The sequence below is a fragment of the Bradyrhizobium sp. HKCCYLS2038 genome (genome assembly GCF_051167655.1).
Taxonomy (GTDB): Bacteria; Pseudomonadota; Alphaproteobacteria; order Rhizobiales; family Xanthobacteraceae; genus Bradyrhizobium.
Genome location: NZ_JBNPTM010000011.1, coordinates 13,794 through 35,828, shown reverse-complemented (window position 1 = coordinate 35,828; position 22,035 = coordinate 13,794). Strand labels below are relative to the sequence as shown.

General features: G+C 66.0%; 23 protein-coding genes. 12 read left to right on the top strand and 11 right to left on the bottom strand.

The annotated features are described in order from the left end of the window. Positions 1 to 86 precede the first annotated feature (86 nt). A complete protein-coding gene (locus ACQR1I_RS32335; protein ID WP_434870478.1) occupies positions 87 to 353 on the top strand; it encodes a hypothetical protein in 267 nt (88 codons plus the stop codon). A gap of 180 nt (positions 354 to 533) precedes the next feature. Further along, positions 534 to 1,160, top strand: coding sequence for a hypothetical protein (locus ACQR1I_RS32330; protein ID WP_434870575.1), 627 nt, complete (start codon positions 534 to 536; stop codon positions 1,158 to 1,160). 69 nt (positions 1,161 to 1,229) lie between these two features. Here ACQR1I_RS32330 and ACQR1I_RS32325 read toward each other — a convergent pair whose 3' ends face one another. Further along, the gene (locus tag ACQR1I_RS32325) at positions 1,230 to 1,709 is read right to left on the bottom strand and encodes a hypothetical protein (RefSeq protein WP_434870477.1); all 480 of its coding nucleotides are present in this window, start codon (positions 1,707 to 1,709) and stop codon (positions 1,230 to 1,232) included. A 117-nt stretch (positions 1,710 to 1,826) separates the two neighbouring features. Next, a complete protein-coding gene (locus tag ACQR1I_RS32320) occupies positions 1,827 to 2,747 on the bottom strand; it encodes an SDR family NAD(P)-dependent oxidoreductase (protein WP_434870476.1) in 921 nt (306 codons plus the stop codon). An 88-nt stretch (positions 2,748 to 2,835) separates the two neighbouring features. Between ACQR1I_RS32320 and ACQR1I_RS32315 the strand changes: the two genes are divergently transcribed. Continuing rightward, positions 2,836 to 3,495, top strand: coding sequence for a TetR/AcrR family transcriptional regulator (locus ACQR1I_RS32315; protein WP_434870475.1), 660 nt, complete (start codon positions 2,836 to 2,838; stop codon positions 3,493 to 3,495). A gap of 30 nt (positions 3,496 to 3,525) precedes the next feature. Here ACQR1I_RS32315 and ACQR1I_RS32310 read toward each other — a convergent pair whose 3' ends face one another. After that, on the bottom strand, positions 3,526 to 4,377 hold the full coding sequence (locus tag ACQR1I_RS32310) for an NAD-dependent epimerase/dehydratase family protein (RefSeq protein ID WP_434870474.1): 852 nt from the start codon (positions 4,375 to 4,377) through the stop codon (positions 3,526 to 3,528). Between the two features lie 164 nt (positions 4,378 to 4,541). On the opposite strand from ACQR1I_RS32310, the gene ACQR1I_RS32305 reads away from it, so the two are divergent. The 8 genes from ACQR1I_RS32305 (at position 4,542) to ACQR1I_RS32270 (ending at position 12,338) form a co-directional block, all read left to right on the top strand. After that, positions 4,542 to 6,578 carry an NAD(+) synthase gene (locus ACQR1I_RS32305; RefSeq protein WP_434870473.1) on the top strand — a complete coding sequence of 679 codons (2,037 nt, stop codon included), beginning with the start codon at positions 4,542 to 4,544 and terminating at the stop codon, positions 6,576 to 6,578. Positions 6,579 to 6,929: 351 nt separating this feature from the next. Beyond that, complete coding sequence (locus tag ACQR1I_RS32300) at positions 6,930 to 7,619, top strand: substrate-binding domain-containing protein (protein ID WP_434870472.1); 690 nt, start codon at positions 6,930 to 6,932, stop codon at positions 7,617 to 7,619. 17 nt (positions 7,620 to 7,636) lie between these two features. After that, positions 7,637 to 8,002 (top strand): DUF6880 family protein, encoded by a 366-nt coding sequence (locus ACQR1I_RS32295; RefSeq protein WP_434870471.1) that lies wholly within the window; start codon positions 7,637 to 7,639, stop codon positions 8,000 to 8,002. Between the two features lie 5 nt (positions 8,003 to 8,007). Continuing rightward, positions 8,008 to 8,223: a DUF6880 family protein gene (locus ACQR1I_RS32290; RefSeq protein ID WP_434870470.1), complete on the top strand. Its 216-nt coding sequence runs from the start codon at positions 8,008 to 8,010 to the stop codon at positions 8,221 to 8,223. A 227-nt stretch (positions 8,224 to 8,450) separates the two neighbouring features. After that, a complete protein-coding gene (locus ACQR1I_RS32285) occupies positions 8,451 to 9,683 on the top strand; it encodes an MFS transporter (protein WP_434870469.1) in 1,233 nt (410 codons plus the stop codon). A 123-nt stretch (positions 9,684 to 9,806) separates the two neighbouring features. Next, positions 9,807 to 10,049: a hypothetical protein gene (locus ACQR1I_RS32280; RefSeq protein ID WP_434870468.1), complete on the top strand. Its 243-nt coding sequence runs from the start codon at positions 9,807 to 9,809 to the stop codon at positions 10,047 to 10,049. A 373-nt stretch (positions 10,050 to 10,422) separates the two neighbouring features. Continuing rightward, positions 10,423 to 11,718: a hypothetical protein gene (locus tag ACQR1I_RS32275; protein WP_434870467.1), complete on the top strand. Its 1,296-nt coding sequence runs from the start codon at positions 10,423 to 10,425 to the stop codon at positions 11,716 to 11,718. Between the two features lie 254 nt (positions 11,719 to 11,972). Beyond that, positions 11,973 to 12,338, top strand: coding sequence for a hypothetical protein (locus ACQR1I_RS32270; protein ID WP_434870466.1), 366 nt, complete (start codon positions 11,973 to 11,975; stop codon positions 12,336 to 12,338). A 110-nt stretch (positions 12,339 to 12,448) separates the two neighbouring features. On the opposite strand, the gene ACQR1I_RS32265 is transcribed toward ACQR1I_RS32270, so the two are convergent. From ACQR1I_RS32265 to ACQR1I_RS32230, 8 genes are all read right to left on the bottom strand, one after another. After that, entirely contained in the window at positions 12,449 to 12,691 is a 243-nt protein-coding gene (locus ACQR1I_RS32265) for a hypothetical protein (protein ID WP_434870574.1), read from the bottom strand. A 232-nt stretch (positions 12,692 to 12,923) separates the two neighbouring features. Continuing rightward, complete coding sequence (locus tag ACQR1I_RS32260) at positions 12,924 to 13,553, bottom strand: hypothetical protein (RefSeq protein WP_434870465.1); 630 nt, start codon at positions 13,551 to 13,553, stop codon at positions 12,924 to 12,926. Next, the gene (locus ACQR1I_RS32255) at positions 13,547 to 14,881 is read right to left on the bottom strand and encodes a YadA family autotransporter adhesin (protein ID WP_434870464.1); all 1,335 of its coding nucleotides are present in this window, start codon (positions 14,879 to 14,881) and stop codon (positions 13,547 to 13,549) included. Before ACQR1I_RS32255 ends, ACQR1I_RS32260 begins: the two co-directional genes overlap by 7 nt. A 570-nt stretch (positions 14,882 to 15,451) precedes the next feature. Continuing rightward, positions 15,452 to 16,420 carry an ABC transporter ATP-binding protein gene (locus ACQR1I_RS32250; protein WP_434870463.1) on the bottom strand — a complete coding sequence of 323 codons (969 nt, stop codon included), beginning with the start codon at positions 16,418 to 16,420 and terminating at the stop codon, positions 15,452 to 15,454. Beyond that, positions 16,417 to 17,391 carry an ABC transporter ATP-binding protein gene (locus ACQR1I_RS32245; RefSeq protein WP_434870462.1) on the bottom strand — a complete coding sequence of 325 codons (975 nt, stop codon included), beginning with the start codon at positions 17,389 to 17,391 and terminating at the stop codon, positions 16,417 to 16,419. Before ACQR1I_RS32245 ends, ACQR1I_RS32250 begins: the two co-directional genes overlap by 4 nt. Before the next feature lie 3 nt (positions 17,392 to 17,394). Then, positions 17,395 to 18,255: an ABC transporter permease gene (locus tag ACQR1I_RS32240; RefSeq protein ID WP_434870461.1), complete on the bottom strand. Its 861-nt coding sequence runs from the start codon at positions 18,253 to 18,255 to the stop codon at positions 17,395 to 17,397. After that, positions 18,252 to 19,196 (bottom strand): ABC transporter permease, encoded by a 945-nt coding sequence (locus ACQR1I_RS32235; RefSeq protein WP_434870460.1) that lies wholly within the window; start codon positions 19,194 to 19,196, stop codon positions 18,252 to 18,254. The genes ACQR1I_RS32240 and ACQR1I_RS32235 overlap by 4 nt, the downstream gene beginning before the upstream one ends. A 73-nt stretch (positions 19,197 to 19,269) precedes the next feature. Then, positions 19,270 to 20,811: an ABC transporter substrate-binding protein gene (locus tag ACQR1I_RS32230; RefSeq protein ID WP_434870459.1), complete on the bottom strand. Its 1,542-nt coding sequence runs from the start codon at positions 20,809 to 20,811 to the stop codon at positions 19,270 to 19,272. Between the two features lie 272 nt (positions 20,812 to 21,083). On the opposite strand from ACQR1I_RS32230, the gene ACQR1I_RS32225 reads away from it, so the two are divergent. Next, the gene (locus ACQR1I_RS32225) at positions 21,084 to 22,010 is read left to right on the top strand and encodes a MurR/RpiR family transcriptional regulator (protein ID WP_434870458.1); all 927 of its coding nucleotides are present in this window, start codon (positions 21,084 to 21,086) and stop codon (positions 22,008 to 22,010) included. Positions 22,011 to 22,035: the final 25 nt, after the last annotated feature.

Genomic DNA, 22,035 nt, shown 5'->3' with positions numbered 1-22,035 from the left:
GCGGGACCGCCCGGGGCATCGGCTTAAGTGGCCATTAACCATCCCGCCCCACTATCGGCCAGGCTTGAACTTGGCGGAATGGCGCGATGGCACTGAGGATTGTGCAGGAGAAGGAGCGGGCGACGCTCGAGGAGATCCGGATCCGGGTCGGCCATGCCCTGCAGCGGCACCCGCTGTGCCGCAACGTCCAGTTCGACATCATGAGCGTGCCGCGGACCGCGCGCGGCGGCAACTGGACCATCAGCCTGCATTCGGTGGAACCGACTGCGCTGTGGGAGGCCTCCGATATCGTTGCCGACATCCAGGCGGCCTACGATCTGCAGGTTCCAGCCGAGCTGCATTCCGCCGCGTGAGAAAAAATCCGTCCTGTGGACAGGGCGGAATGGTGACCTTCGTGTTTCTGTGGCATCGTAAAGCCTTAATTGACTCCCATTTTTCGGCAAGGTGCGGCTTTCCGCCGGGATACGGAGAATTGCGTGACGAAGTCGATCGCTTTTGCTGCTTTGCTGGGCGTCCTGATCGCAGCCGCGGCCGTGACCAGCGTCCTGATGCGGGACAGCGTGCCGTCGGCCGGTGCCATGATGCCGACCGTCGTGGCCAAGAGCCCGATCTCCAACCGCGAAGCCAAGGGTGACCGCCTCGCCATGGTCACACTTGCGGCTGCCGAAGCGCCGCAACCCAGCCCCGCAACCAGGTCAACCCTGCGCCAGGCCTATGCCTACGCGCCGGCCGAGCAGGAGATGGCGAAGGCTGCGCCGGCCGCCGCTGTGATCGCCGAGCCGGTCGTGCCCAAGTCCAAGATCCTGGCGAGGACCGAGCCGGCGCCGGCGCCGCTGAAGCCGGAGGTGCAGAAGGCCTATTCGCTACTGTCGGACACCCAGATCGCCGGGATCAAGGATCGGCTGCGGCTGTCGTCGAGCCAGGAATATTATTGGCCGGCGGTCGAGACCGCGCTGCGCGCCGTCGCCCGCAAGATCCACACGGCGCGCCAGGGTGCCGCCAAGCCGGGCGCGGTGGCGATCGATCCGGAGTCGGATGAGGTGCAGCAGCTCAAATCGGCGGCTATGCCGCTGCTGTGGCAGTTGCGCGACGACCAGAAGGACGAAGTCCGGCGGCTCGCCCGCACCATCGGCCTCGACAAGGTCGCAGCTGCGATCTGATCGAGACGTCGCCGGACAACAAAAAGGCCGCGCATCGCGCGGCCTTCGCTGTTTTCGGGGTGGGGTTTTTTACCGCGCCGGCGGATTGGCCTCCGGATGCCCGCCGCTCTCCGGGCCGGCGCCGGTCGGGGACGAGGCGGGCGCGGTGCGCAGGTCGGGATCGGGACGGGCCGGCTGGGTCATGGTCGGCGCCTGCGGCGGAGTGATCGCCGCGCCGGCGCCGACGGTGGTGCCGCGGTCGGTGTTGGTCGGCGCCGTCGGCACCGGCGTCGGCTTGTCGCCGCCGGCAAACCGCGTCGCACCGCCGCTCTGATAGCCGGCGACCAGTAGGCCGCCGACGACGAGGGCGAGCACGAACACGGCGCCGAGCTCGGGCAGCGCGCCCGACGGCGCCATGCCGCGGCCACGCCCGTCGCCTTCGAGCGCGACCGCCGCGATCTCGCGATTGTGCCGCGAGCGCAGGAACGAGAGGAACGCACCGGCGGCGATGACGATCGCGGCCGCCAGTGTGAAGAACATGAGCCAGCTGATGGGTTGTTCACCTTGCATGTCGAACATCCTTTGCGTGAGGGTCGCACGACGTGCAGTCGCGTCAGCCCCGCATGACAATTTCTGTTCGGTGCAATCGCCGATTACGCGAAAGGTTTCGCAGTCGGCTTCAAATTCTCAGCCGCTGCCGCCGTCCGAACTCAGCGCCGCACCGGTCGTGTAGGTCAGTTCCGGGGAGGCCATTGCGACGGCGAACTCGGCGATCTCCTCGGGAGAGGCCATGCGCTTGAGGCCGGGCATCTTGGCACGCGCCCACTCCACGGCGGCGATGTCCCACATCGCGTCGGGCATGCCTTCCGTGCCGGCGACGCGGCGAACCAGCGCCGTGTCGGTGGTGCCCGGCAGGATCGCGTTGATGCGGATATTGTCGTCGGCATAGTCGAGCGCTGCCGACCGGACCAGTCCGATCAGTCCAGCCTTGGTCGCAGTATAGATGCTCCGGTGCGGTCCCGTGCGATGCGCAACCGAGGACGAGGTGACGAGGATGGTGCCGCCCCCGCGCGCCCGCATCTCCGCGATCTCGTACTTCATCGCGAAGAACACGCCGCGCAGGTTGGTGTCGACGATGTCGCTCCAGTCGCCGGCGTCGTATTCGTGCAGCGGCTTTTCGATCGTGATGCCGGCATTGTTGAGTGCAATGTCGAGGCTGCCAAAGCTCGCGACCGCTTGCGCCACGAGGTCGCGCATTTCGGATTCGACGCGCACGTCGGCTCGGACGTAGAGCGCACGGCCCCCTTGGGCCTTGAGCTCGGCCTCGACCTGACGGCCCAGCGCTTCCCGCCGGCCGCAGAACACCACGGCTGCGCCTTGCCGCGCGAAGGCCGCGGCAGCGGCGCGGCCGATGCCGGATGTCGCCCCGGTGATCAGAACGGTCCTGCCAGCGAACCGTTTGGGCGCGGCGATGATGGTGGGCGCGGGCTTTTGGCCTGCCTGCAGCATGATGGCTGCCCCGCCGATCGCTCCCAGTGCAAGTCCTCCCGCCGCTCCGGCGAGCGCCAGCCGTCGGGAGGGATTGGGAGATGTCGTTGCCTCGTTCATCGTCCAGCTCCAGCTCGGTTTGTGCGAAATGTAAGCAGTGATAACATCATCCTAGATCGAATATGTTCACTGTCAACATTGAATTGCAATGACGAAACAGCCAGCGAATTCCAAGCCAACGAAGCCGAATGCCGGGTCTGAACGCCGGCCGTATCACCATGGCGATCTGAAGCGCGCCCTGATCTCGGTCGCAACCGATCTTCTCGAGCAGGACGGTGCCGAGGCGCTATCGTTCCGGGCAGTGGCGCGCGTGGCAGGGGTGTCGCAGTCTGCGCCCTACAATCATTTCGCCAGCAAGGAGGATCTGCTCGCCACCGTCGCCGAGGCCGGCTTCCTTGCGCTCACAGCGGCGCAGAACGAGGCGGCCGCGGACGGCTCGGATGCCGAAGATCGGCTGACGAGCCTCGGCCTCGATTACATCCGGTTCGCGACGATGCATCCGCAGCTGTATCGCCTGATGTTCGGCGTCGGCTTGGCCGACTGGCACGCTTATCCAGACGTCGCGGCGGCGAAACGGGCGACTTTCACGCCGCTGCGCCATGCTCTCGCAGACTTTCTCCCCGCCGAAACACCCGCCGCTCCACTCGAGCAGGCCGCGGTGGCGGCCTGGGGTCTTGCGCATGGGCTCGCGATGCTCCGCATCGACGGCTCGCTCGGCGGCGGGCGTCCCGGCGATCCAGGACCGGAGGAGGCGGCCCTGCGTCTGTTCGGCCGCGGACTCCGTGCGGCCTGCGGCTCCTCGGGTTGAGCGCAGTCTCTCAGTCTTGAACTGCGCGCCTCAGCGCCGCCCTTCACCCGCCGCCCACAACGCGTCGAGCCCGGCGCGGTAGGTCGGGTAGGCGAAGACGAGGCCGAGATCCTGCTTGGCGCGGAGGTTCCGGATGCGCCGGTTGCTAGCGTAAAAACTCCGCGCCATCGGCGACAGCTCGGCGCTGTCGAACGGCAGCTCCGGCGGCGGCGCGATGCCCATCAGGCTTGCGGCGTAGGCAATGACGTCCTGCGGCGGGGCCGGCTCATCGTCGACGATGTTCCAGGCGCCGCCTTGCCCGCGCTGGACCGCGCCCATGATCGCGCGCGCCGCATCATCGACATGGATGCGGTTGAAGACCTGGCCCGGTTTGACGATGCGGCGCGCCCGCCCCGCGCGCAGCTCGACCAGTGCGTTGCGGCCGGGGCCATAGATGCCGCCGAGCCGGAGCACCGCGAGCCGGTCACCGATCCGACTCCGCCATTCGTCTTCGACGCGGACCCGGGCCTGCACCCTTCCGTGCTCCGGCGCCAGCGGCGTGTCCTCGTCGATCCAGTCGCCCTGGTGATCGCCATAGACGCCGACGGTGGAGAGATAGATCACGCGCGCGGAGCCGGATGTGATGGCATCGCCGAACGCCGTCAGCGCTGGATCGTCACCGGCGCCGGGCGGCACCGAGATCAGCACGACGTCGGCCGCGGCGGCCTTCGCCAAGGTCGCGGCCGCCGGCGCCGCGCCGTCGAACAGGTCGATGTCATGCGACGCCAGCTGCGCGCGCTTGTCGGCGCTCCGCACGGTGCCTGTGATGCGGGCGAACCCGCCGCCGTGAAGGTCGACGAAGCGCTGGGCGGTGTAGCCGAAGCCGATGACGAACAGGTTCATGGCGTTCGAGTTACCCGGGCTGCCCGGCCCGATGCAAATCAAATGACGCGACCCGCGCCCGACGGCGCACCCTGCCGGCGCTGCGGTGCTGGCCTGCCGCCCTTGTTATGGCTCCCGTCATGAAAGATGTCGTATGCTCCGGCGACAGGAGATGGACTGCCCCGATGAATTTCCATTCGATCTACCGCCACGGCTTTGCCCGCGTCGCCGCCTGCGTCACCGCCTCGAGCGTCGCCAATCCCACCGCCAATGCGGCGGCGATCCTGGCGGCTGCGCGGGCTTGTCACGATCAGGGCACTGCGGTCGCAGTCTTCCCCGAGCTCTGTCTGTCGGGCTACGCGATCGAGGACCTGGTCAAGCAGGACCCGCTGCTCGATGCCGTGCAGCGCGGGCTGCTGACCTTGGTCGAAGCCTCGCACGACCTGATGCCGGTGCTGATCGTCGGCGCGCCGCTGCGCTTTGCGCATCGTGTCTACAATTGCGCCGTCGTGATCCATCGCGGCGAGGTGCTCGGCGTCATTCCGAAGAGCTACTTGCCGACCTATCGCGAGTTCTACGAAGGCCGCCACTTCGCCTCCGGTGCCGGCATTCGCGGCGAGATGATCGAGGTCGCCGAGACGATGGCGCCGTTCGGCACGGATTTGTTGTTCGCCGCCGCCGATGTTGCGGGACTCGTGATCGGCGTCGAGATCTGCGAGGACATGTGGGTCCCGGTGACGCCGGCCTCGGAGCTCGCGCTGGCGGGTGCCACCGTGCTCGCCAATCTCTCGGGCAGCCCGATCACCGTCGGCCGCGCCGAATCCCGTTCGCTACTTTGTCGTTCGACCTCGGCGCGCTGCCTCGCGGCCTACATCTACGCCGCGGCGGGCGCAGGCGAATCCACCACCGACCTGTCCTGGGACGGCCAGACCTCGATCTTTGAGAACGGCGTGCTGCTCGCCGAGAGCGAGCGCTTCCGCCAGACCGGCCAGACCATCTTTGCCGACGTCGATCTCGACCTGCTGCGCCAGGAACGCGCGCTGATGGGCACGTTCGATGACAACGCGCGCGCCACTGACAGCGGCGTGCACTGGCGCCGCATCGGCTTCGAGCTGCAGCCGGCCGAGGGCGATATCGGCTTCATGCGGACGATCGAGCGCTTCCCGTTCGTGCCGAGCGGCGCGGCGCGGCTCGATCAGGATTGCTACGAGGCCTACAACATCCAGGTCGCCGGCCTGACGCAACGGCTGCGCGCTACCGGCACCAAGCGCATCGTCATCGGCGTCTCCGGAGGGCTCGATTCCACGCATGCCCTGATCGTCGCCGCCAAGGCGATGGACCTGCTCGGCCTGCCCCGCACCAACATCCTGGCCTATACGATGCCGGGCTTCGCTACGGGCGCGCAGAGCAAGTCCTATGCGCATGCGCTGATGGCCTCGCTGCAGGTCAGCGCCGCCGAGCTCGACATTCGTCCCGCGGCGACGCAGATGTTGAAGGATATCGGCCATCCGTTCGGGCGCGGCGAAGAGGTCTACGACATCACCTTCGAGAACGTGCAGGCCGGCCTGCGCACCGACTATCTGTTCCGCCTCGCCAACGACCGCGGCGGCCTCGTACTCGGCACCGGCGATCTCTCCGAGCTCGCACTGGGCTGGTGCACCTATGGCGTCGGCGATCAGATGTCGCACTACAACGTCAACGCCGGCGTGCCGAAGACCCTGATCCAGCATCTCATCCGCTGGGTGATCGCCACGCATCAATTCTCGGCCGATGTCGATCGCACGTTGGAAGCGGTGCTGTCCGCGGAGATCTCGCCGGAGCTGGTGCCGGTGAAGGAGGGCGAGACGCCGCAGAGCACGCAGGCCACCATCGGCCCCTATGAGCTGCAGGATTTCAACCTGTTCTACACGCTGCGCTACGGCCTACGCCCGTCGAAGATCGCCTTCATGGCGCATCACGCCTGGAAGGACGCCGGCCACGGCGCCTGGCCGCCGCACTTTCCGCCCGACAAGCGCAATGCCTACGCGCTCGGCGATATCAGGAAGTGGCTCGAAGTGTTCCTCAAGCGCTTCTTCGCCTTCAGCCAGTTCAAGCGCTCGGCGATGCCGAACGGCCCGAAGGTCGTCGCCGGCGGTTCGCTGTCGCCCCGCGGCGACTGGCGCGCGCCGTCGGATGGCAATGCCGCGGCGTGGCTGGAGGATCTGGAGAGCGTGCCGAAGTGATTAGTCGGGAGTGATGCTCTGGCGGCTTGCTCGATGTACCTCGCCCCGCTTGCGGGGAGAGGTCGGATTGCATCGCCAGATGCAATCCGGGTGAGGGGGTACAGCTCTATCCATTCACACCACTCGTGCGGTTGCCCCTCACCCCGACCCTCTCCCCGTAAGAACGGGGCGAGAAAGCGCACCGCTCGTGGGGCGCCAGCCAATGTTTCGCCCATGGACCCTGGCAATTGGCCGACGCGAACGACCGATCGACTGATCGTTGCCAGCTTGCTCTGCTGCTCCGCTTGCAATATCCCGGACGAAAGGCGTCCCGTGCGCGGGTCGCACGCACCTCTTCCAACGGAGTCCCCCATGAGCGTGACCGCCGCCGGCATTTCCTCGATGGCAACCCGGCAGATCCTCGCCGAGCTCGCGGCGGCGTATGAGGAGGCCACCGGCGAGGTGATCACGATCGAATCCGTCGGCGGCGTCGATGCCGCCAAGCGCATCCGCGCCGGCGAGGCGTTCGACTTCGCGGTGCTGGCATCCGATGCGCTGCAGAAGCTCGAAGCCGACGGCCATCTCGTTCCCGGCAGCATCATCGAGATCGCGGAATCGCCGATGGCGATGGCGGTGCGTGCCGGCCGCCCCAAGCCCGATCCGCTCGACGAGGCCGCCGTGCGCAAGGCGATGGAGAACGCCAGGGCGATCGGCATCTCCACCGGCCCGAGCGGCACCCACGTGCAGACGCTGGCGCGTGGCTGGGGCCTGGAGGGCGAGGGCGCCTCGCGCCTGGTGCAGGCCAAGCCCGGCATTCCCGTGGCAAAGCTGCTCGCCGACGGCGAGGTCGATGTCGGCTTCCAGCAGCTCAGCGAAATGCTCGGCGCCCCCGGCATCGACATCGTCGGCCTGCTGCCGGACGCGCTGCAGCCAGGCACGGTGTTCGCCGCTGGGCTGTGCAAGGCCGGCGCGCACAGCGAGGCGGCGCGCGCGTTCATCGAGTATCTCGTCTCGGAGGAGACAGCCGAGACCAAGCGCCAACACGGCATGACGCCGGTGTGAGCAAAGGGGGGGCTGCGATGGCCGGCAACACGACGCTGACCGCCAAGGCCCACGAAGCGCTCGGCGCGCCGCGCCTGGCCGAGCTGCTGATGGAGGTGGCCGAGCGCGACGCGGCCATCAAGCGGCGGCTCAAGCTCGAGACCGCGGCGCCGAACAAGATGGCGGCCGAGCTGCGCAAGCGGTTGGCGCAGATCGCCCGCGCCACCACCTTTATCGAGCGCAACAAGCTGCGCCAGCTGGCCGCCGATCTCGAAGCTTTGTGCGACAGCATCACCGGGCAGGTGGCGCAGCACGACGCCGCGACAGCCTTGGAGGTGATGTGGCAGTTCATGGATCTGGCGAGCGGCGTGCGCTCGATCACGTCGAACAGTTTCCCCAGTTGATTCGGGTGCTCGACTTTCTCGTCCCGTGGAAGGCGCTGGATCGCGCCGCGAAGCTCGTGCTCCGGCGCAATCGGGAACTGAACGGCGAGGCCTATCACGTGCTCGCGCCGGCGGCGGAGGCGCTCGCCGGCAAGCATCCGCTTGCGGCCACGCTGCTGCTGCGCGCGATGATCGACGACACCCTGCAGGGCAGCCGCACGCGGCCTATCTCTCGCGCCTGAAGTTCGAGCATGGCCGCAAGGCCAGCTTCTGGGACCTGATGAGTTGAGGTGGAACCAGCGTGCGCCGGGCGTTCCACCATCGTGCGCCGGACGTCGCGGCGATCCGACGACGCGCGGGGCCGGTTCCCGGGCGTGATCGTTTGACCTGAAAAATTGTCGCCGTGCTGTCGTCGCGGTGGTCTCCGGCACGTCTTGCAGTAAGAAGCCGAAACAACGGAGACCGACAGATGAGCACAACGCAGTATCGCTGGGTGATCGTGGCGGCCGGCGGCGTACTCGGCTGCGTCGCCGTCGGCGGCCTGTTCTCGCTGCCGGTGTTCCTCAAGCCGATGGCCGCAGAGACCGGCTGGTCGGTCGCCGGAATCTCCAGCGCGTTGACGATCGGCTTCCTGGCGATGGCCTGCACCAGCATGGCGTGGGGCACGCTGTCCGACCGCATCGGCCCGCGTCCCGTGCTGCTGATCGGCTCGACCCTGCTCGCCCTTAGCCTGCTGCTCGCCAGCCTGACATCGTCGCTTCTGGCGTTCCAGCTGCTGTTCGGGCTGATCGCGGGCATCGCGACGGCGGCGATCTTCCCGCCGGTCATGGCCACCGTCACCGGCTGGTTCGACACCCATCGCAGCCTCGCGGTTTCGCTGGTGTCGGCCGGCATGGGCGTGGCGCCGATGACGATGTCGCCGCTCGCGGCCTGGCTCGTCTCGAACTACGACTGGCGGACCGCGATGCAGTGCATCGCCGCCATCGTTGCCGCCATCATGATCCCGACGTCGTTGCTGGTAGGCCGTCCGCCGGTGTCGGCGCCCGGCGATTCCATCGCGTCCGCTCCCGCCGCCGCGCCGCCCGAGATGACGCGATCAGTGGCGCTGCGCTCGCCGCAGTTCCTGATCCTGCTCGCCACCAACTTCTTCTGCTGCGCCACCCATTCGGGCCCGATCATCCACACCGTCAGTTACGCCGTCACCTGCGGCATTCCGCTGATGGCGGCGGTGACGATCTATAGCGTCGAGGGTCTCGCCGGGCTCGGCGGCCGCATCGGCTTCGGCCTGCTCGGCGACCGCTTCGGTGCCAAGCGCGTGCTCGTGCTCGGCCTGCTCGCCCAGGCGTTCGGCGCGCTCGCTTATGTGGCCGTGCGCGACCTCGCCGCGTTCTATGCGGTCGCCGCGATCTTCGGCTTCCTCTATGCCGGCACCATGCCGCTCTACGCCGCGATCGCGCGCGACAACTTTCCGCAATCGATCATGGGCACGGTGATCGGCGGCACCGCAATGGCCGGCAGCTTAGGGATGGCGACGGGCCCGCTGGCCGGCGGCCTGATCTACGACAGCTTTGCCAGCTACACGTGGCTCTATGTCGGCTCCTGGCTGATGGGTCTCGGCGCGGTCCTGATGATGATGACGTTCAAGCCGTTCCCCAGGCCTGTGCCGGAGCAGGCCGCCGCGCCGCTGCAAGCACCGGCGTGAGGCTGCCGCAGTGCACTTTCACGCGGACGCGACGTCTGACAACAACGCTTGATCCTGGCGGTGGAACTCCGATGTCGTAGCCGGGTTGGGCGAGCGTGCCGTTCAACTCTGGAGATCGGATCCATGAAGAAGACCCAGCTCGCCATTGCCACCTTCGTCGCTGCCAGCCTCGCCGCCGTCCCGATGGCCGCCCAGGCGAAGCATCACAAGAAGCACCACGCCTCGTCGTCCGCGACCTCGTCGCAGACCACCGGCAGCAACATGCAGACCAGCGGCAGCAATATGAAGTCCGGCCGCGACTCCACCTCGTCGAGCCAGGGCAATGTCGGCCCGGGCACGAACCAGGCTGGCAGCCTGCCGAAGTAGTTGGCAGGTTGCGAGGCTCCCGTCGGATGGCTTCTTGCAGGAGCCTTCCGATCGGAGACTGAGGCTGCCTAACGTGTCGTGCTCTCAGCGACAGCACACCCGGCGATATGCCTATCGCCGGAAGATCGGCCGGAGGACTCGCATGGGTCGGGTTGATCCGGACCGAAGTTCGGCGTTGGTCGGCTCGGACCGGTCAAGCTTTCGCGACCTGCGTCCCATGGCGCAACGTTGCACAAACAACAGAATTTGCGCCTCTACTTGTGATTGTTTCGAATGATTTTATCATCTAAGGTTCCTCGCTCGGTGTGCGAGCCGTTCGGACGCCCGTCGTTCGAAACGAACGCTCGACGTGATCCAGCGAGAGGAGCGACAGATGAAGGATCTCCATCGATTGCGGCAGCAGGTGAAGGCCGCCTGGGCCAGGGTCCCGTCGCATATCAAGCCGCAGTTGCAGCTGAAGATGCTCGACGCCCACAACCATGCTGTCGCGGTGCGGAACAAGGCTGTCGCCGCCGTGGTGCGTCCGACGGATCGGGAGCTCGTGGCGCTGCACAGGCTGCTCCGCGCGGAGCTCGAGGGCGAACTGCTCGCGCCGGGCGCTGTCTTTCCGGAAGATTTCTTCACGACCGTCGGGCCGAATGGCGAGGTGTATTTCGGCGATGTCGACTATGATTCCACGGACCTCGGGTGGGCTTACTGCTTCCCCGCAATGGTCCTCACCGAGGACCAGACGCCGCCGTTCACGGTCGGCAATACAGTTCAGATTCCGGACAGCGCCAATTTGGCCCTTCTCGGCGACTGGGGCGGGGCGAACGCGCCGGCCCTGGCCGTCGGCGCCGCCGCGAAGGCCGCCGACTATCTCATTCATCTTGGCGACGTCTACTATGCGGGCACCAACGGCGACGACATTCTGGACCCCATTGAGTCGACGAACTTCGTAGAGGTCTGGCCGGGCGCAGCCGGGAAATCCTTCGCGCTCAATTCCAATCACGAAATGTACGCTCACGCCACTGGCTATTCCTTGACGACGTTGGCGGCGCCGGCGTTCGCCTCCCAAGGAGGCAATTGCTTTGCGCTCACCAACAACGCCTTCCGCATCGTGGGGCTGGATTCGGCGTATTACGCACCGGACAACCAGCTCAAGGACTTCCCGGGCTACATGATCGGCAGCCTGGGTGACCCGCAAGGCGCCCAGATACAGTTTCTGCAGAACCAGATTGCCCGGCTCGGTTCAGGGCAAAGCTTGATCCTGCTCACGCATCACAACGGCCTGAACCTCGACGGATCGGTCCCGACGGCGGCCGATGCCGCCTACCTGCTATGGCAGCAGGTCACGCAAGTCCTGCAACAGATCCCGTCCGGCGCCAGTCGAAACGTCGTCTGGTACTGGGGGCACCAGCATGCCGCCGCGGTGTACAACGCGCAACAGATCAACGGGATCACCATCACCCCGCGCTGCTGCGGACATGGCTGCATCCCTTGGGGTGTCGCCACCGATCTGAGCCAATCCGGCAACGTGCTCTGGTACGAAGGCCAGAATCTGGGGCCAGGCACAGACTACTTCGTCACCAATGGCTACGCGACATTGACGCTCAACGGCGCGGCCCTGACGGAGTCGTTCTGGAACCAGAACGGCCAGCAGTCATGGACGACGCCGACAGCAGTGTAAGCCCGCTACGCGTGGTTTATTCACGGCGACGATGGTGGACTGCATGCGTCCAGGAAAGCACGTGACATCGCTGTGACGGAGGGGCAACGTCAGATGTCACCGAGAGATCGGGGCTACCTTGGGCTGAGACGTCAGTATGAGCCCGAATTCGTCAAGCTCGTCATCGTCGCGGAATCGCCGCCAGCTTCTGGAAATACTTCTATGATCCGACTGGGTCGATCAAGGAGCCGTTATTCGCCGCCCTCGCGCACCAAATGGGAAACAGCCCCACCACGAAAGAAGCCGGGTTGCGCGAATTTCAGCGCAAGGGATGGATGCTGGTTGACGCAACCTACCAGCAAGTGGACAAGCTGCCAAAGGATGCGAGCCATGACCGCGACGCGGTGATTGAGAGAGATTATCCGCTTCTCATCGACGACCTCTCCAGCCTGCTGTCAGATCGGGGTGTACCGCTGATATTGATCAAAGCAAATGTCTGCCGGATTCTGGAACCCAGGTTGACGAAGGATGGCTTCAACGTGATCAACGGCGGTCGGGTCGTCTATTTCCCCAGTACAGGACAGCAGAAAAAATTCGAACAACAGTTCGCCGACATCCTGAAATGGGCCGGCTTAGATTGAACGGTGAACGGCAAGGCCGAGGCGCTCAGGCGGCCAATATCTCGTCAGCCTCGGCGCCGCGGGTAGCGTCGATCCAACAGGTGGACGCCCGCGACAATTCGCGTCGCCGACTACTTCGAAGCTTCCTTGATCTTGTGGTCCAGATGCCCGGTGCCGTGGTCCCGGCGCAGTTGGCTGAGCGAGGTCTCGTTCAGTTGCATCAGAACGTCACTGAGCTTGGTGGAGTCCGGATAGCCCGCCGCGAACGATTTGCCGTAAATCTTGCGCAGCGTGCTGACCAGCGTATTCCCATGCTTCCTGCTGATCTCGCCATCCTTGTCCCGGTGGCGTCCGTCGAGACCCGGTTCTTTCATCCGTCTCTCCCCATGAATGCGACTTGCGCGCTTGGGACGAGCCTGCGCCCAATTCGCCTGATTGGCAACGCTGCGGCGCGAAACAGGCTGGGTGCGCAGCATTCCCGGGAACGCAGTGGATCAAATCTGACGGTCCAAATTTTGCGTCCGTCTGTCTCCGCGACCGGTCAACTATGGACGCGCCGGCTTTGGAAGCTGAATAGCGACCGCCTTTAACGCGACTTTGCGCTGCTTACTCTTTCGGCGCTGCCGGAGGTGACGTCGGCGGCCTCGCCTCCGGTTGCTTCGCCTCAGCCGGCTTCTTGGCCGGAGCTCCATTCTTGGCTGCGGGTGACGCTGGCGCTGCCGGCGTGACGGGCGCTGCCGGCGCGACGGGTGCGGATTGTGAGACGTTCACCGCGAGACCGAACAGTCGCCATTGGCCGTCGACGGGTGCGAAGATAAGTTCAAAGTTCACCTGCGAGGGAACGGACGGGAAGAAGCCGGCCATGCGCATCATGCCGTTTGGCACGATCTCCGGCAGCAGGCTGAGTTGCGGATCGATGACGGCAGTGCCCGACAGGTCGAGCTTGTCATTGCGCTGCGAGGCGAAAATTTCAGACAGGCGCGCGGCCGTGTTGGCCGCCTGGAAGCCGGGCGCGCCGAGGTCGCGCAAAACGGTGTAGTTGCCGGTCTTGTTGGCCTGGTCGAGCGCCAACAGCGCCGAGCGGATCAGCATCAGCACGCCGTTGCGATCGATGTTGGCGGGCTTTGCGTTCGGCGTCGGTTGCGGCTGCGCGAGAGCGACAGTGCTGCTCAGGATGAGCAAGAGCAGCACGGCGCCGGCGCGCCGCGCGATCGCTGCGAGGGTTTGACTTACCACTGGACCGAGACGGCTCCGCGGCCACCCGCGACGTTGCGCTCGAGCCCAATGCCAGCGCCGGCATTGCCGACGATGGCGTAGCTCTTACCGTCGTAGAGCAGCGCGGTGCCGCCGACGGCGAACGCATTGGCTCCCTGGAAGTTGCCGTAACCTGCGGAAAGCGCGAACTTGCGGCCGGGTAGCAGCGCAGGCATCGATCCGGCAGCGAGCGCAATGGCGGTGCCGGTGCGTGCCTCGAGCCGGTTGTCGGTGATCTGCGCCGAGAGCGAGTTGATCTGGGTCTGGAAGCTGCCCGGGTTGAAGCTCGTCGCCGCCAGGTTGCCGGCGGCGTCGGTGGTCACGAACGAGGTTGCGCCGGTCTGCGCGGCGAGGCTTGCCGCTGAGGTCAGGCCCGCCATCTTGTAGGTGTTGTTGGTGGTTCCGATCGAGACCTGGTTGACGGCAGTTGTCGTTGCTCCGGCGCCGATCGCGGTCGAGCCGGCGAATCCCGCCGTCGCACCCGTGCCAATGGCCATGGCGCTGATTCCGGTGGCCTGCGCAGTGTTGCCGATCGCGATGCCGTTGTTGCCGGTCACGGTGGTGTTGGTGCCGATCGCGACGATGTTGGTGCCGTTCACGGTGTTGCCCGTACCCATCACGCTCGCGCCGGCTGAACTCGCGGTCGCAGCCACGGTGTTGTTGGTACCTATGACCTGCACGTTGTCGCCAAATCCCGCTGTATTCGTGACGTTGACGGTGTTGCCGTCACCGAACACGAAGCTGCTGTTGCCGTTGACGGTGTTGGGATCGCCGATTGCGAAGGTGCCGTTGCCGTTAACGGTTTGGCCGGTGCCGAACGCACCGCTGTTATTCCCGGTGACGCTGTTGGCTGAGCCCATGGACGTGCTGTTGGTGCCGTTCACGGTCTGCCCAGTGCCGAACGCGGCGCTGCCGGTGCTGCCGGCGGCCACTGAACTGTTCGAACCGACAACGGTGCTGTTCGCCGCACTCGCGACCGTGCTACCGCCGATCGCGACGCTAAGGCTTCCGAGCGATCTGGCTGCGTTCGCGCCGACGCCGTCGCCGCCGCCGATGGCGACGCTGTAGTTGCCTATCGACTGAACCTGGTTACCAGAATTGGGATCGGCGCCAGCGCCAATCGCGGTGCTGTAGGTGCCCGCAGGGCTGCCGAACGCGTTGGCATTGGCGCCGATGCTGGTGACGCCGGCTGACGGCGTGGACGCGCCCGAGAAGCTGCCGATGGTCGTTGAGTTGGCGCCGAGTGCAAAGGCCCCGAAGCCCACGGCGGTCGCGCCGCCCGAGGTGCCGGACGCAGCGCCCTGTGCCACGGACGAAATGCCGCAGGCGACGTCATGCTGGTTGGCTGAAGACGATCCGGAACCGCTGACGGGGGCCGAGCCTGTTGCGCTGCCGCCGCATACGAATTGCGCGGACGCTGGATTGGAGATCGCGGGCAGTGCAACTGATCCGAACAGGGCGAACAGAACCGCCGTATTGCGCAGAAGATATGACTTCTTCGAAAAATGCTTACCGCCCATCTTACTCTCAATATTGGCCCATGCTGCCTTTTTACCGGTATCATTCATTAGTTCGACAGGTTTGGAAATGTTCAGAAATCTTCTCGCGACAACGAGTTTCTAACCGTGTCCGCCGTGCCACACAAAATTGGCCGGATGGAACCGAGAAACGGTCGCGATGGGGTGAACGAACTGATTGCAGCAGCTGCCATGCTCCGCGAAGGCGGAGCCTCCAGTACTCCGCAGCAGAAGATGTTCAACGAGGGCTGACGGCGTACTGGATCGTCCGCCGGAGCCTGTCCTCGGGCTCGCGAGACCCGGGGGCGGACGATGACAGCCGGATCGACAGGATCAATTTGCCACCACGTTGGAAACCCTCGTCTAATCCGTCAGGTTATGGCACGCCGCCAGCCTCTCGGGACCGGACGTGCGCAACGCCGGCACCTCGGCGAGGCAGCGGGCGGTTCGCAGCGGACATCGGGCGGCGTAGGTGCAGCCGCTCGGCCGGCTGAACTGGCTCGGCGGCTCGCCGGTCTCGATCGCGCCGGCGATGCGCTTGGACGGATCTGGCCTCGGTACGGCGGCCATCAGCGCGCGCGTATAGGGATGGAGCGGGCGATCAATAATGGTTCGGGTGTCGGCTGTTTCGACGATGCGTCCCATGTACATCACCGCGACGCGGTCGCTGATCCGCTCGATCACGCCGAGATCGTGAGAGATGAACAGCATCGACAGTTTCAGCTGCTCGCGCAGGTCCATCAGCAGGTTCAACACCTGGGCCTGCACGGAGACGTCGAGCGCGGACACCGGCTCGTCGGCGATGATGACCGCGGGTCGCGGCAGGACCGCCCGCGCGATGCCGACGCGCTGACGCTGGCCGCCGCTCAATTCGTGCGGATGGCGTTCGGCAAACGACGGATCGAGACCGACGGCCACGAGCGTTTGCGCGATCAGCGCAGCGCGCTCGGACCGGCTCTTGAAGACGCCATTGATGTCGCCGGCTTCCGCAACGGAGTCGCCGATCGAGCGCCGGGGGTTGAGCGAGGCGAAGGGATCCTGGAACACCATGCGGATGCTCAGCCGCAGACCGCGCAGCGAAGCACCGCTGGCCGCGATCACGTCGGTGCCCTTGAAATCGATCGCCCCGCTGTCCGGCTGCACCAGGCGGACGAGGGAGCGGCCGACCGTGGTCTTGCCGCAGCCGGATTCTCCGACGAGACCCAGCACCTCGCCTTCGCGCAGCGACAGCGACACGCCGTCGACGGCCTGCACGCGATATTTGCGGCCCGCCCGCTTGACCTTGAACGAGGTCTTCAGGTCGCTGACGGTCAGGATCGTGGTCTCGGTCACGTCGTCCTCCCGGCGTCGATCGGGAAGGCGCACAGCGCCTCATGCGCGGCTGCGATCTCGACGCGCGGCGGCGCCCGGTCCCGGCACACGTCACGCGACGCGCTGCAGCGGGGTGCGAAGGCGCAGCCGGCCGCGATCATGCCTGGTCGCGGCGCTTGTCCGGGGATGGTCGGCAAGCGGCGTGCGCTCGGATTGCTCGCCGGCATGCAGTCCATCAGCCCGCGCGTATAGTGATGAGCCGGACGGCCGAACAGCGCGGTCGTCGCCGCGGTCTCGACGATCCGCCCCGCATACATCACGGCAACACGATCGGCGAGCTGCGCGATCACGCCCATGTCGTGGGTAATGAACAGGATCGCCATGTCGAGCCGATTGCAGAGCTCGCGCAGCAGTCCGAGAATCTGGATCTGGATCGTGACATCGAGCGCCGTGGTCGGCTCGTCGGCGATCAGGACCTGCGGCCGGCAGGCCAACGCGATCGCGATCATGATGCGCTGGCGCTGTCCGCCGGACAATTGATGCGGATAGGCGGAGAGCTGCAGCGCCGCGTCGGGAATCCTCACCATCTCCAGCAGCTCGCGGGCCCGCGCCGTCGCGGCCGCTCCGGTGAGCCCGTCGTGCACGCGCACCGCTTCGACGATCTGGTCACCGATGCGCCGCACCGGATTGAGCGAGGTCATCGGCTCCTGGAAGATCATCGCCATGCGGCCGTGACCGGCCTCGACCCGCTGCCACGGCTGCAATTGCGTCACGTCGGAGCCTGCGAGCACGATCTGTCCGCGCCGGATGCGTGGCCCCGGCCGCGGCAGCAGGCCCATGACGGCCAGCGACGTCATGCTCTTGCCGCAGCCGGATTCGCCGACCAGGCCGAGGATCTCGCCCTTGCCGATATCGAACGAGACACCGGAGACGATATCGATCGGCGCCCTGTCCGGCCCGAGCGAGACAACGAGGTCTTGAACCGACAGCACCGTCTAGCCCTCACCACCGAAGACGTCGCGGAAGCGCGGATCGAGCCGGTCGCGCAGCGCGTCGCCGACGAGATTGAGCGAGAACGCGGTCAGCACGATCATCATGCCCGGAAACAGCAGCAGCCATGGCGCGCGCGTGATGAAGGTGCGCGACTCCGCGAGCATGTTGCCCCAACTCGGAATCTCCGGCGGCGCGCCGAGCCCGAGAAAATCGAGCGATGCCGCGCCGAGCTGCGCGAACGCGAACACGAAGCTCGCCTGCACGAGCAGCGGCGAGATCAGATTTGGCAGAATGTGCCTGGCGGCGATCCATCCGGTGCCCGAGCCCATGCTGCGCGCGGCCTCGACATAGGTCTCCGCGCGCAGGCGCAGGGTCAGGCCGTAGACGATGCGTGTGGTCGTCGTCATGAAGCCGATGCCGATGGCGAGGATCGAGTTGGCGACGCTGGGCCCGAGGATGACGATGAGCCCGAGCGCGAGCAGCAGCGACGGGAACGCCATCAGCACGTCGACCATGCGCATCAGGACATGGCCGAGCCGCGGAAACAGCGCGGAGAAGACGGCGATCGGCACGCCGGTGACGAGTGCGAAGACCACAACGCCCGAGCCGATCAGCAGCGCCATGCGCGCGGAGTAGATGGCGCGGGACAGCGTATCGCGCCCGAACTGGTCGGTGCCGAACCAGTGCGCGGCATTCGGCGGCGTCAGTCGGGCAATCGGATCGATCGCGTAGGGGTCGTGCGGCGCGAGCCAGGGCGCCGTGATTGCGGCGAGCGCGACGGCCAGGAGGACGCCAAGTCCGGCCAGCGCGATCGGGCGCGCGACGAACGGCGTCAACATGAAAGCCAGGCCGCCCCGGGTCATTGCAGCTCCACCCGCGGATCGAGGAGGCGGTAGGTCAGATCGACGATCAGGTTGATGACGAGATAGATCACGACGATGACCAGGATGATGCCTTGAATGACCGGATAGTCGCGGCGCAGGATCGACTGCACCACGAGCCGCCCGATGCCGGGCAGCGCAAACACCGTTTCGGTGACGACCGCCTCGGACAGCAGCGCCGCGAAGGTGAAGCCGAACGCCGACACCACCGTCAGCAGCGCGTTGCGCAGGATGTGACGGCGCACCACCTGAAAGGGGCGGATGCCCTTGGCGCGCGCCGCGCGCACATAGTCCTCGCGCGAGACGTCGAGCATGCTGGCGCGCGTCAATCGCAGGATCAGCGCGGCGTTGGGCGCAGCCAGTGTCAGGCTCGGCAGGATCAGATAGCGGAGATTGCCCGGGCCGCCGTCGAAGATCGACGGATAGCCCGAACTGGGCAGCCAGCCCAGCGTCGCGGCAAACACCAGGATCAGATAGAGGCCGACCCAGAACGTCGGCACCGAAGCCATCAGCATCGCCGCGCCGGACAGCCCCTGGTCGAGCCAGCTGCCATGTCGGACAGCTGCGATCACGCCGATCGGGATGCCGATCAGTACGACCCAGACCATCGTCATGGTGGCGAGCAGCGCGCTGGTTTCGGCGCCGTCGGCGATCACTGACAGAACCGGCGCCTGGAAGAAGATCGAGCGGCCGAGATCGCCGCGGAGCGCGTGGGCCATCCATTGCAGATATTGCACGACGATGAGCTGATCGAGGCCGAGCTCATGGCGCAAGGCGTCGATCTGGTCCGGCGTCGCCGTATCACCGAGCAGGACGTAGATCGGATCGCCCGGAATGACATGGATGAAGGCGAACACGACGACCGAGGCCGCCAGAAGGGTGACCGCAGTCGTCGCAGTGCGCTTGATGGCGTAAGACCACATTCAAACCTGCCGGCTGGCGGGCGGCGACGGACGCGAGGCCAGGACGACCGCCTGAACCGCGCCGCCTGCGCAGCTACTTGGTGGACACGTTCCAGAACACCGGACCGTTCGGATTGAGCCCCTTCAGCTTGGGGGACGCGACGTCATAGGTATAGGCATCGCCCACCTTCATGACCGGCACCTGCTCGTAGACCAGCGCCTGGATCTTGTCCCAGACCGCCTTGCGCGCGGTTTGATCGGACGAATTGACGAGTTCGGTCCGCAATGCCTGGATTTCCGCGCTGTCCCACCATCCGGGATAACTCGCATTCATGAAGGTCAGCAGCACGGGATCGGGCGCCAGGCTGTGATGGGTCACGAAGATGTCCCACTGTTCGGGCTGCCCGCGCATCTTCAACAGCGTCGCCCAGTCGACGACCATCATCTGGACGTTGATGCCGGCATCCGCGAGCTGGCGGGTGAACACCGCCGCCTCGTCGTAATGCGCCTGGTAGTTGGTCGACACCAGCAGGCGGATGGGCGTGCCGGTGTAGCCCGCCTCCTTGGCGAGCTCCTTCGCCTTCGCGGCGTCATGCGGGCTGTAGCCGGCGACGCCCGTTGTCGTGTACCAGGGCGTTCCCTTCTGGAAGAACGAGCCGTCCGCGTTCCACAGATCCTTTGGACCGAACGCGACGCGCAACGCCTGCGACTTGTCGAGGGCCGTCTGGATCGCGCGGCGGAGCTTGTAATTGTCCTTCAGGATGCCGTCCTTCGAATTCATGAAGAACAGGCCGAAGATCGGCGCGTTGCTCCGCTGCACCTGGACCGTCTTGTCCTTGCTCAGATTGTCGTAGAGGTCGCCCGAGATCATCTCGGCATAGTCGTAGTCGCCGGCCTGCACGCCGCTGACCCGCGTGCCGACATCGGGCACCGGAACGAAACGGATCTTGTCGAAATTGGCGATGCGAGCGCCGGCATAGCCGTCGGCCGTTTCGCTGCGCGGCTTGTATTTGTCGAACTTCTCGACCTCGACATAGCGGTTCGGCCGCCAGTCAACGAACTTGTAGGGGCCGGTGCCGATGTAGTCCTTCTGCTCGATTGGCTTGTTGCCCGCCTTTTCGGCGATGTCTTCCGGATAGATCGCCAGCCCGCCATTGACGTCGGCGATGAGGTTCTTCCAGGCGCCGTTCGGGGCCGACAGCTTCAGCGTGACTTCATACTTGCCGGTCGCCTCGACCGAGGTCGCAGAGGCCATCAGCAACTTGCCGCGGGCTCCGAATTTGCCCCAGCGGACCATCGATGCGGCGACGTCCTTGGCGGTCAATTCCTTGTCGTTATGGAAGAGAACGCCCTGGCGCAGCGTGATGATGATGGTCTTGCCGCCATCCTCGACGCGGTCGCGATCGGCCAGCAGCGGCTGCGGCGTGTAGGTCGAGTCCCAGGCGTAGAGCGTCTCGAAGATGTGGCGCCCGATGGTCGACGCGACGTCGGCGGTCGTCAGCATCACATCGAGCGGCGGCGGCTCGCCGATGGTGGCCTCCCGCAGCGTGCCGGCCGCGCCGGCCGGCGTAGTCAAGAGCGATGCGGTGATGAGAGCCGCGGCGGCGCGCGTCACCCAGCCCAGTCCCGGTGTCATGGCCAACCTCCCCTTTGCTCGCGCCGACCCGGCTCGCGCGGGTCGTCCCGCGCATTGGTTGTTTCTATCGCCAGACAGCGTGTTTGTTTGAAAGTTACGTACAGAACGTGCTAAAGCGCAAGTCCGGATTTGCGAAGTTTCGGCCGAATCTCTTGTGCAGTGCGGCCAGTCTCGTAACTTTATTACGGGCGTCCGGGAGCACGGGCCGGGCTGTGCTCCGGACAGAGAGGCGGCGAATGGCACGATCAGCAAGGCGCAAGCCCCGAGCGGCAGTGGCGGAGAAAGCGGGCGCAAGCCCCGTGCTGCCGCAGCGCGACTTTGGTCCGGACGACATCATTTCCGTGATCCGGCAGATCGAGCCGACGCTCAGTCCATCGGAACAGCGCGTCGCGGCTGCGTTGCTGGCGGATGTCGACTTTGCCGTCCATTCGAGCAATGGCGAGCTCGCACGCCGCGCCGGGGTCAGTGAACCGACGGTGACCCGCTTCAGCCGGTCGGTCGGCTGCCGCGGCGTTCGCGAGCTCAAGGTGCGATTGGCCCAGGCGTCCGCTGTCGGCCGCATCTATCTCGAACTGCCGCCCCATGTCGGCACCGAGCTGGCGCGGCCCGCGCTGTGGCGATCGGTGTTTCAGGAAATCCGCAACGCGATCTCGGCCGTCGAGCAGCAGTTGCAGAAGGAGGACGTCGAGAGGGCCGCCGAGGCGATCGCGCGCTGCTCGCGTCTCGCGGCCTTCGGCGTCGGCGGCGGCTCCACCGTCGCGGTCGCGGAGGTCGAGAACCGCTTCTTCCGGCTCGGCATTGCCGTGAACCATTCCTCCGATCCACGCCTGATGCGCATGTTCGCGGCGACGCTCGGCCGCGACGACGTGGTGATCGCGATATCCACCACCGGGATCATCGCCGAGGTGATCGAGGCCGCCATGGTCGCCAAGCGATACGGCGCGATGGTCATCGCGATCACCAAACCGCAGAGCCGGCTGGCAGCCGTCGCAGACATCACGCTTGGGTTTCATGTGCCGGAGGCGCCGGATGCGCTGAAGCCGACGGCGTCGCGCTATGCCCTACTCGCCATCATCGACCTCCTGGCGACGTCGACCGCCTATCTCAAGCCGCGCGAGGCTCAGGAGCGGATGCGGCGCATCAAATATGAACTGCTGAAGGCAACCAAGGAAGACGCGAACGGCCCGCTGGGCGACTAGCCAAGCATCAGGCGTTCCTCACCGC

Excerpts from the sequence above, each read along its gene's own strand:
- ACQR1I_RS32310 (WP_434870474.1), bottom strand. The coding sequence starts at position 4,377 with ATGAACCTGTTCGTCATCGGCTTCGGCTACACCGCCCAGCGCTTCGTC.
- ACQR1I_RS32300 (WP_434870472.1), top strand. The coding sequence starts at position 6,930 with ATGAGCGTGACCGCCGCCGGCATTTCCTCGATGGCAACCCGGCAGATC.
- ACQR1I_RS32285 (WP_434870469.1), top strand. The coding sequence starts at position 8,451 with ATGAGCACAACGCAGTATCGCTGGGTGATCGTGGCGGCCGGCGGCGTA.
- ACQR1I_RS32230 (WP_434870459.1), bottom strand. The coding sequence starts at position 20,811 with ATGACACCGGGACTGGGCTGGGTGACGCGCGCCGCCGCGGCTCTCATC.
- ACQR1I_RS32280 (WP_434870468.1), top strand. The coding sequence starts at position 9,807 with ATGAAGAAGACCCAGCTCGCCATTGCCACCTTCGTCGCTGCCAGCCTC.
- ACQR1I_RS32320 (WP_434870476.1), bottom strand. The coding sequence starts at position 2,747 with ATGAACGAGGCAACGACATCTCCCAATCCCTCCCGACGGCTGGCGCTC.
- ACQR1I_RS32275 (WP_434870467.1), top strand. The coding sequence starts at position 10,423 with ATGAAGGATCTCCATCGATTGCGGCAGCAGGTGAAGGCCGCCTGGGCC.
- ACQR1I_RS32335 (WP_434870478.1), top strand. The coding sequence starts at position 87 with ATGGCACTGAGGATTGTGCAGGAGAAGGAGCGGGCGACGCTCGAGGAG.
- ACQR1I_RS32325 (WP_434870477.1), bottom strand. The coding sequence starts at position 1,709 with ATGCAAGGTGAACAACCCATCAGCTGGCTCATGTTCTTCACACTGGCG.
- ACQR1I_RS32270 (WP_434870466.1), top strand. The coding sequence starts at position 11,973 with ATGGGAAACAGCCCCACCACGAAAGAAGCCGGGTTGCGCGAATTTCAG.
- ACQR1I_RS32265 (WP_434870574.1), bottom strand. The coding sequence starts at position 12,691 with ATGAAAGAACCGGGTCTCGACGGACGCCACCGGGACAAGGATGGCGAG.
- ACQR1I_RS32315 (WP_434870475.1), top strand. The coding sequence starts at position 2,836 with ATGACGAAACAGCCAGCGAATTCCAAGCCAACGAAGCCGAATGCCGGG.
- ACQR1I_RS32235 (WP_434870460.1), bottom strand. The coding sequence starts at position 19,196 with ATGTGGTCTTACGCCATCAAGCGCACTGCGACGACTGCGGTCACCCTT.
- ACQR1I_RS32240 (WP_434870461.1), bottom strand. The coding sequence starts at position 18,255 with ATGACCCGGGGCGGCCTGGCTTTCATGTTGACGCCGTTCGTCGCGCGC.
- ACQR1I_RS32295 (WP_434870471.1), top strand. The coding sequence starts at position 7,637 with ATGGCCGGCAACACGACGCTGACCGCCAAGGCCCACGAAGCGCTCGGC.
- ACQR1I_RS32305 (WP_434870473.1), top strand. The coding sequence starts at position 4,542 with ATGAATTTCCATTCGATCTACCGCCACGGCTTTGCCCGCGTCGCCGCC.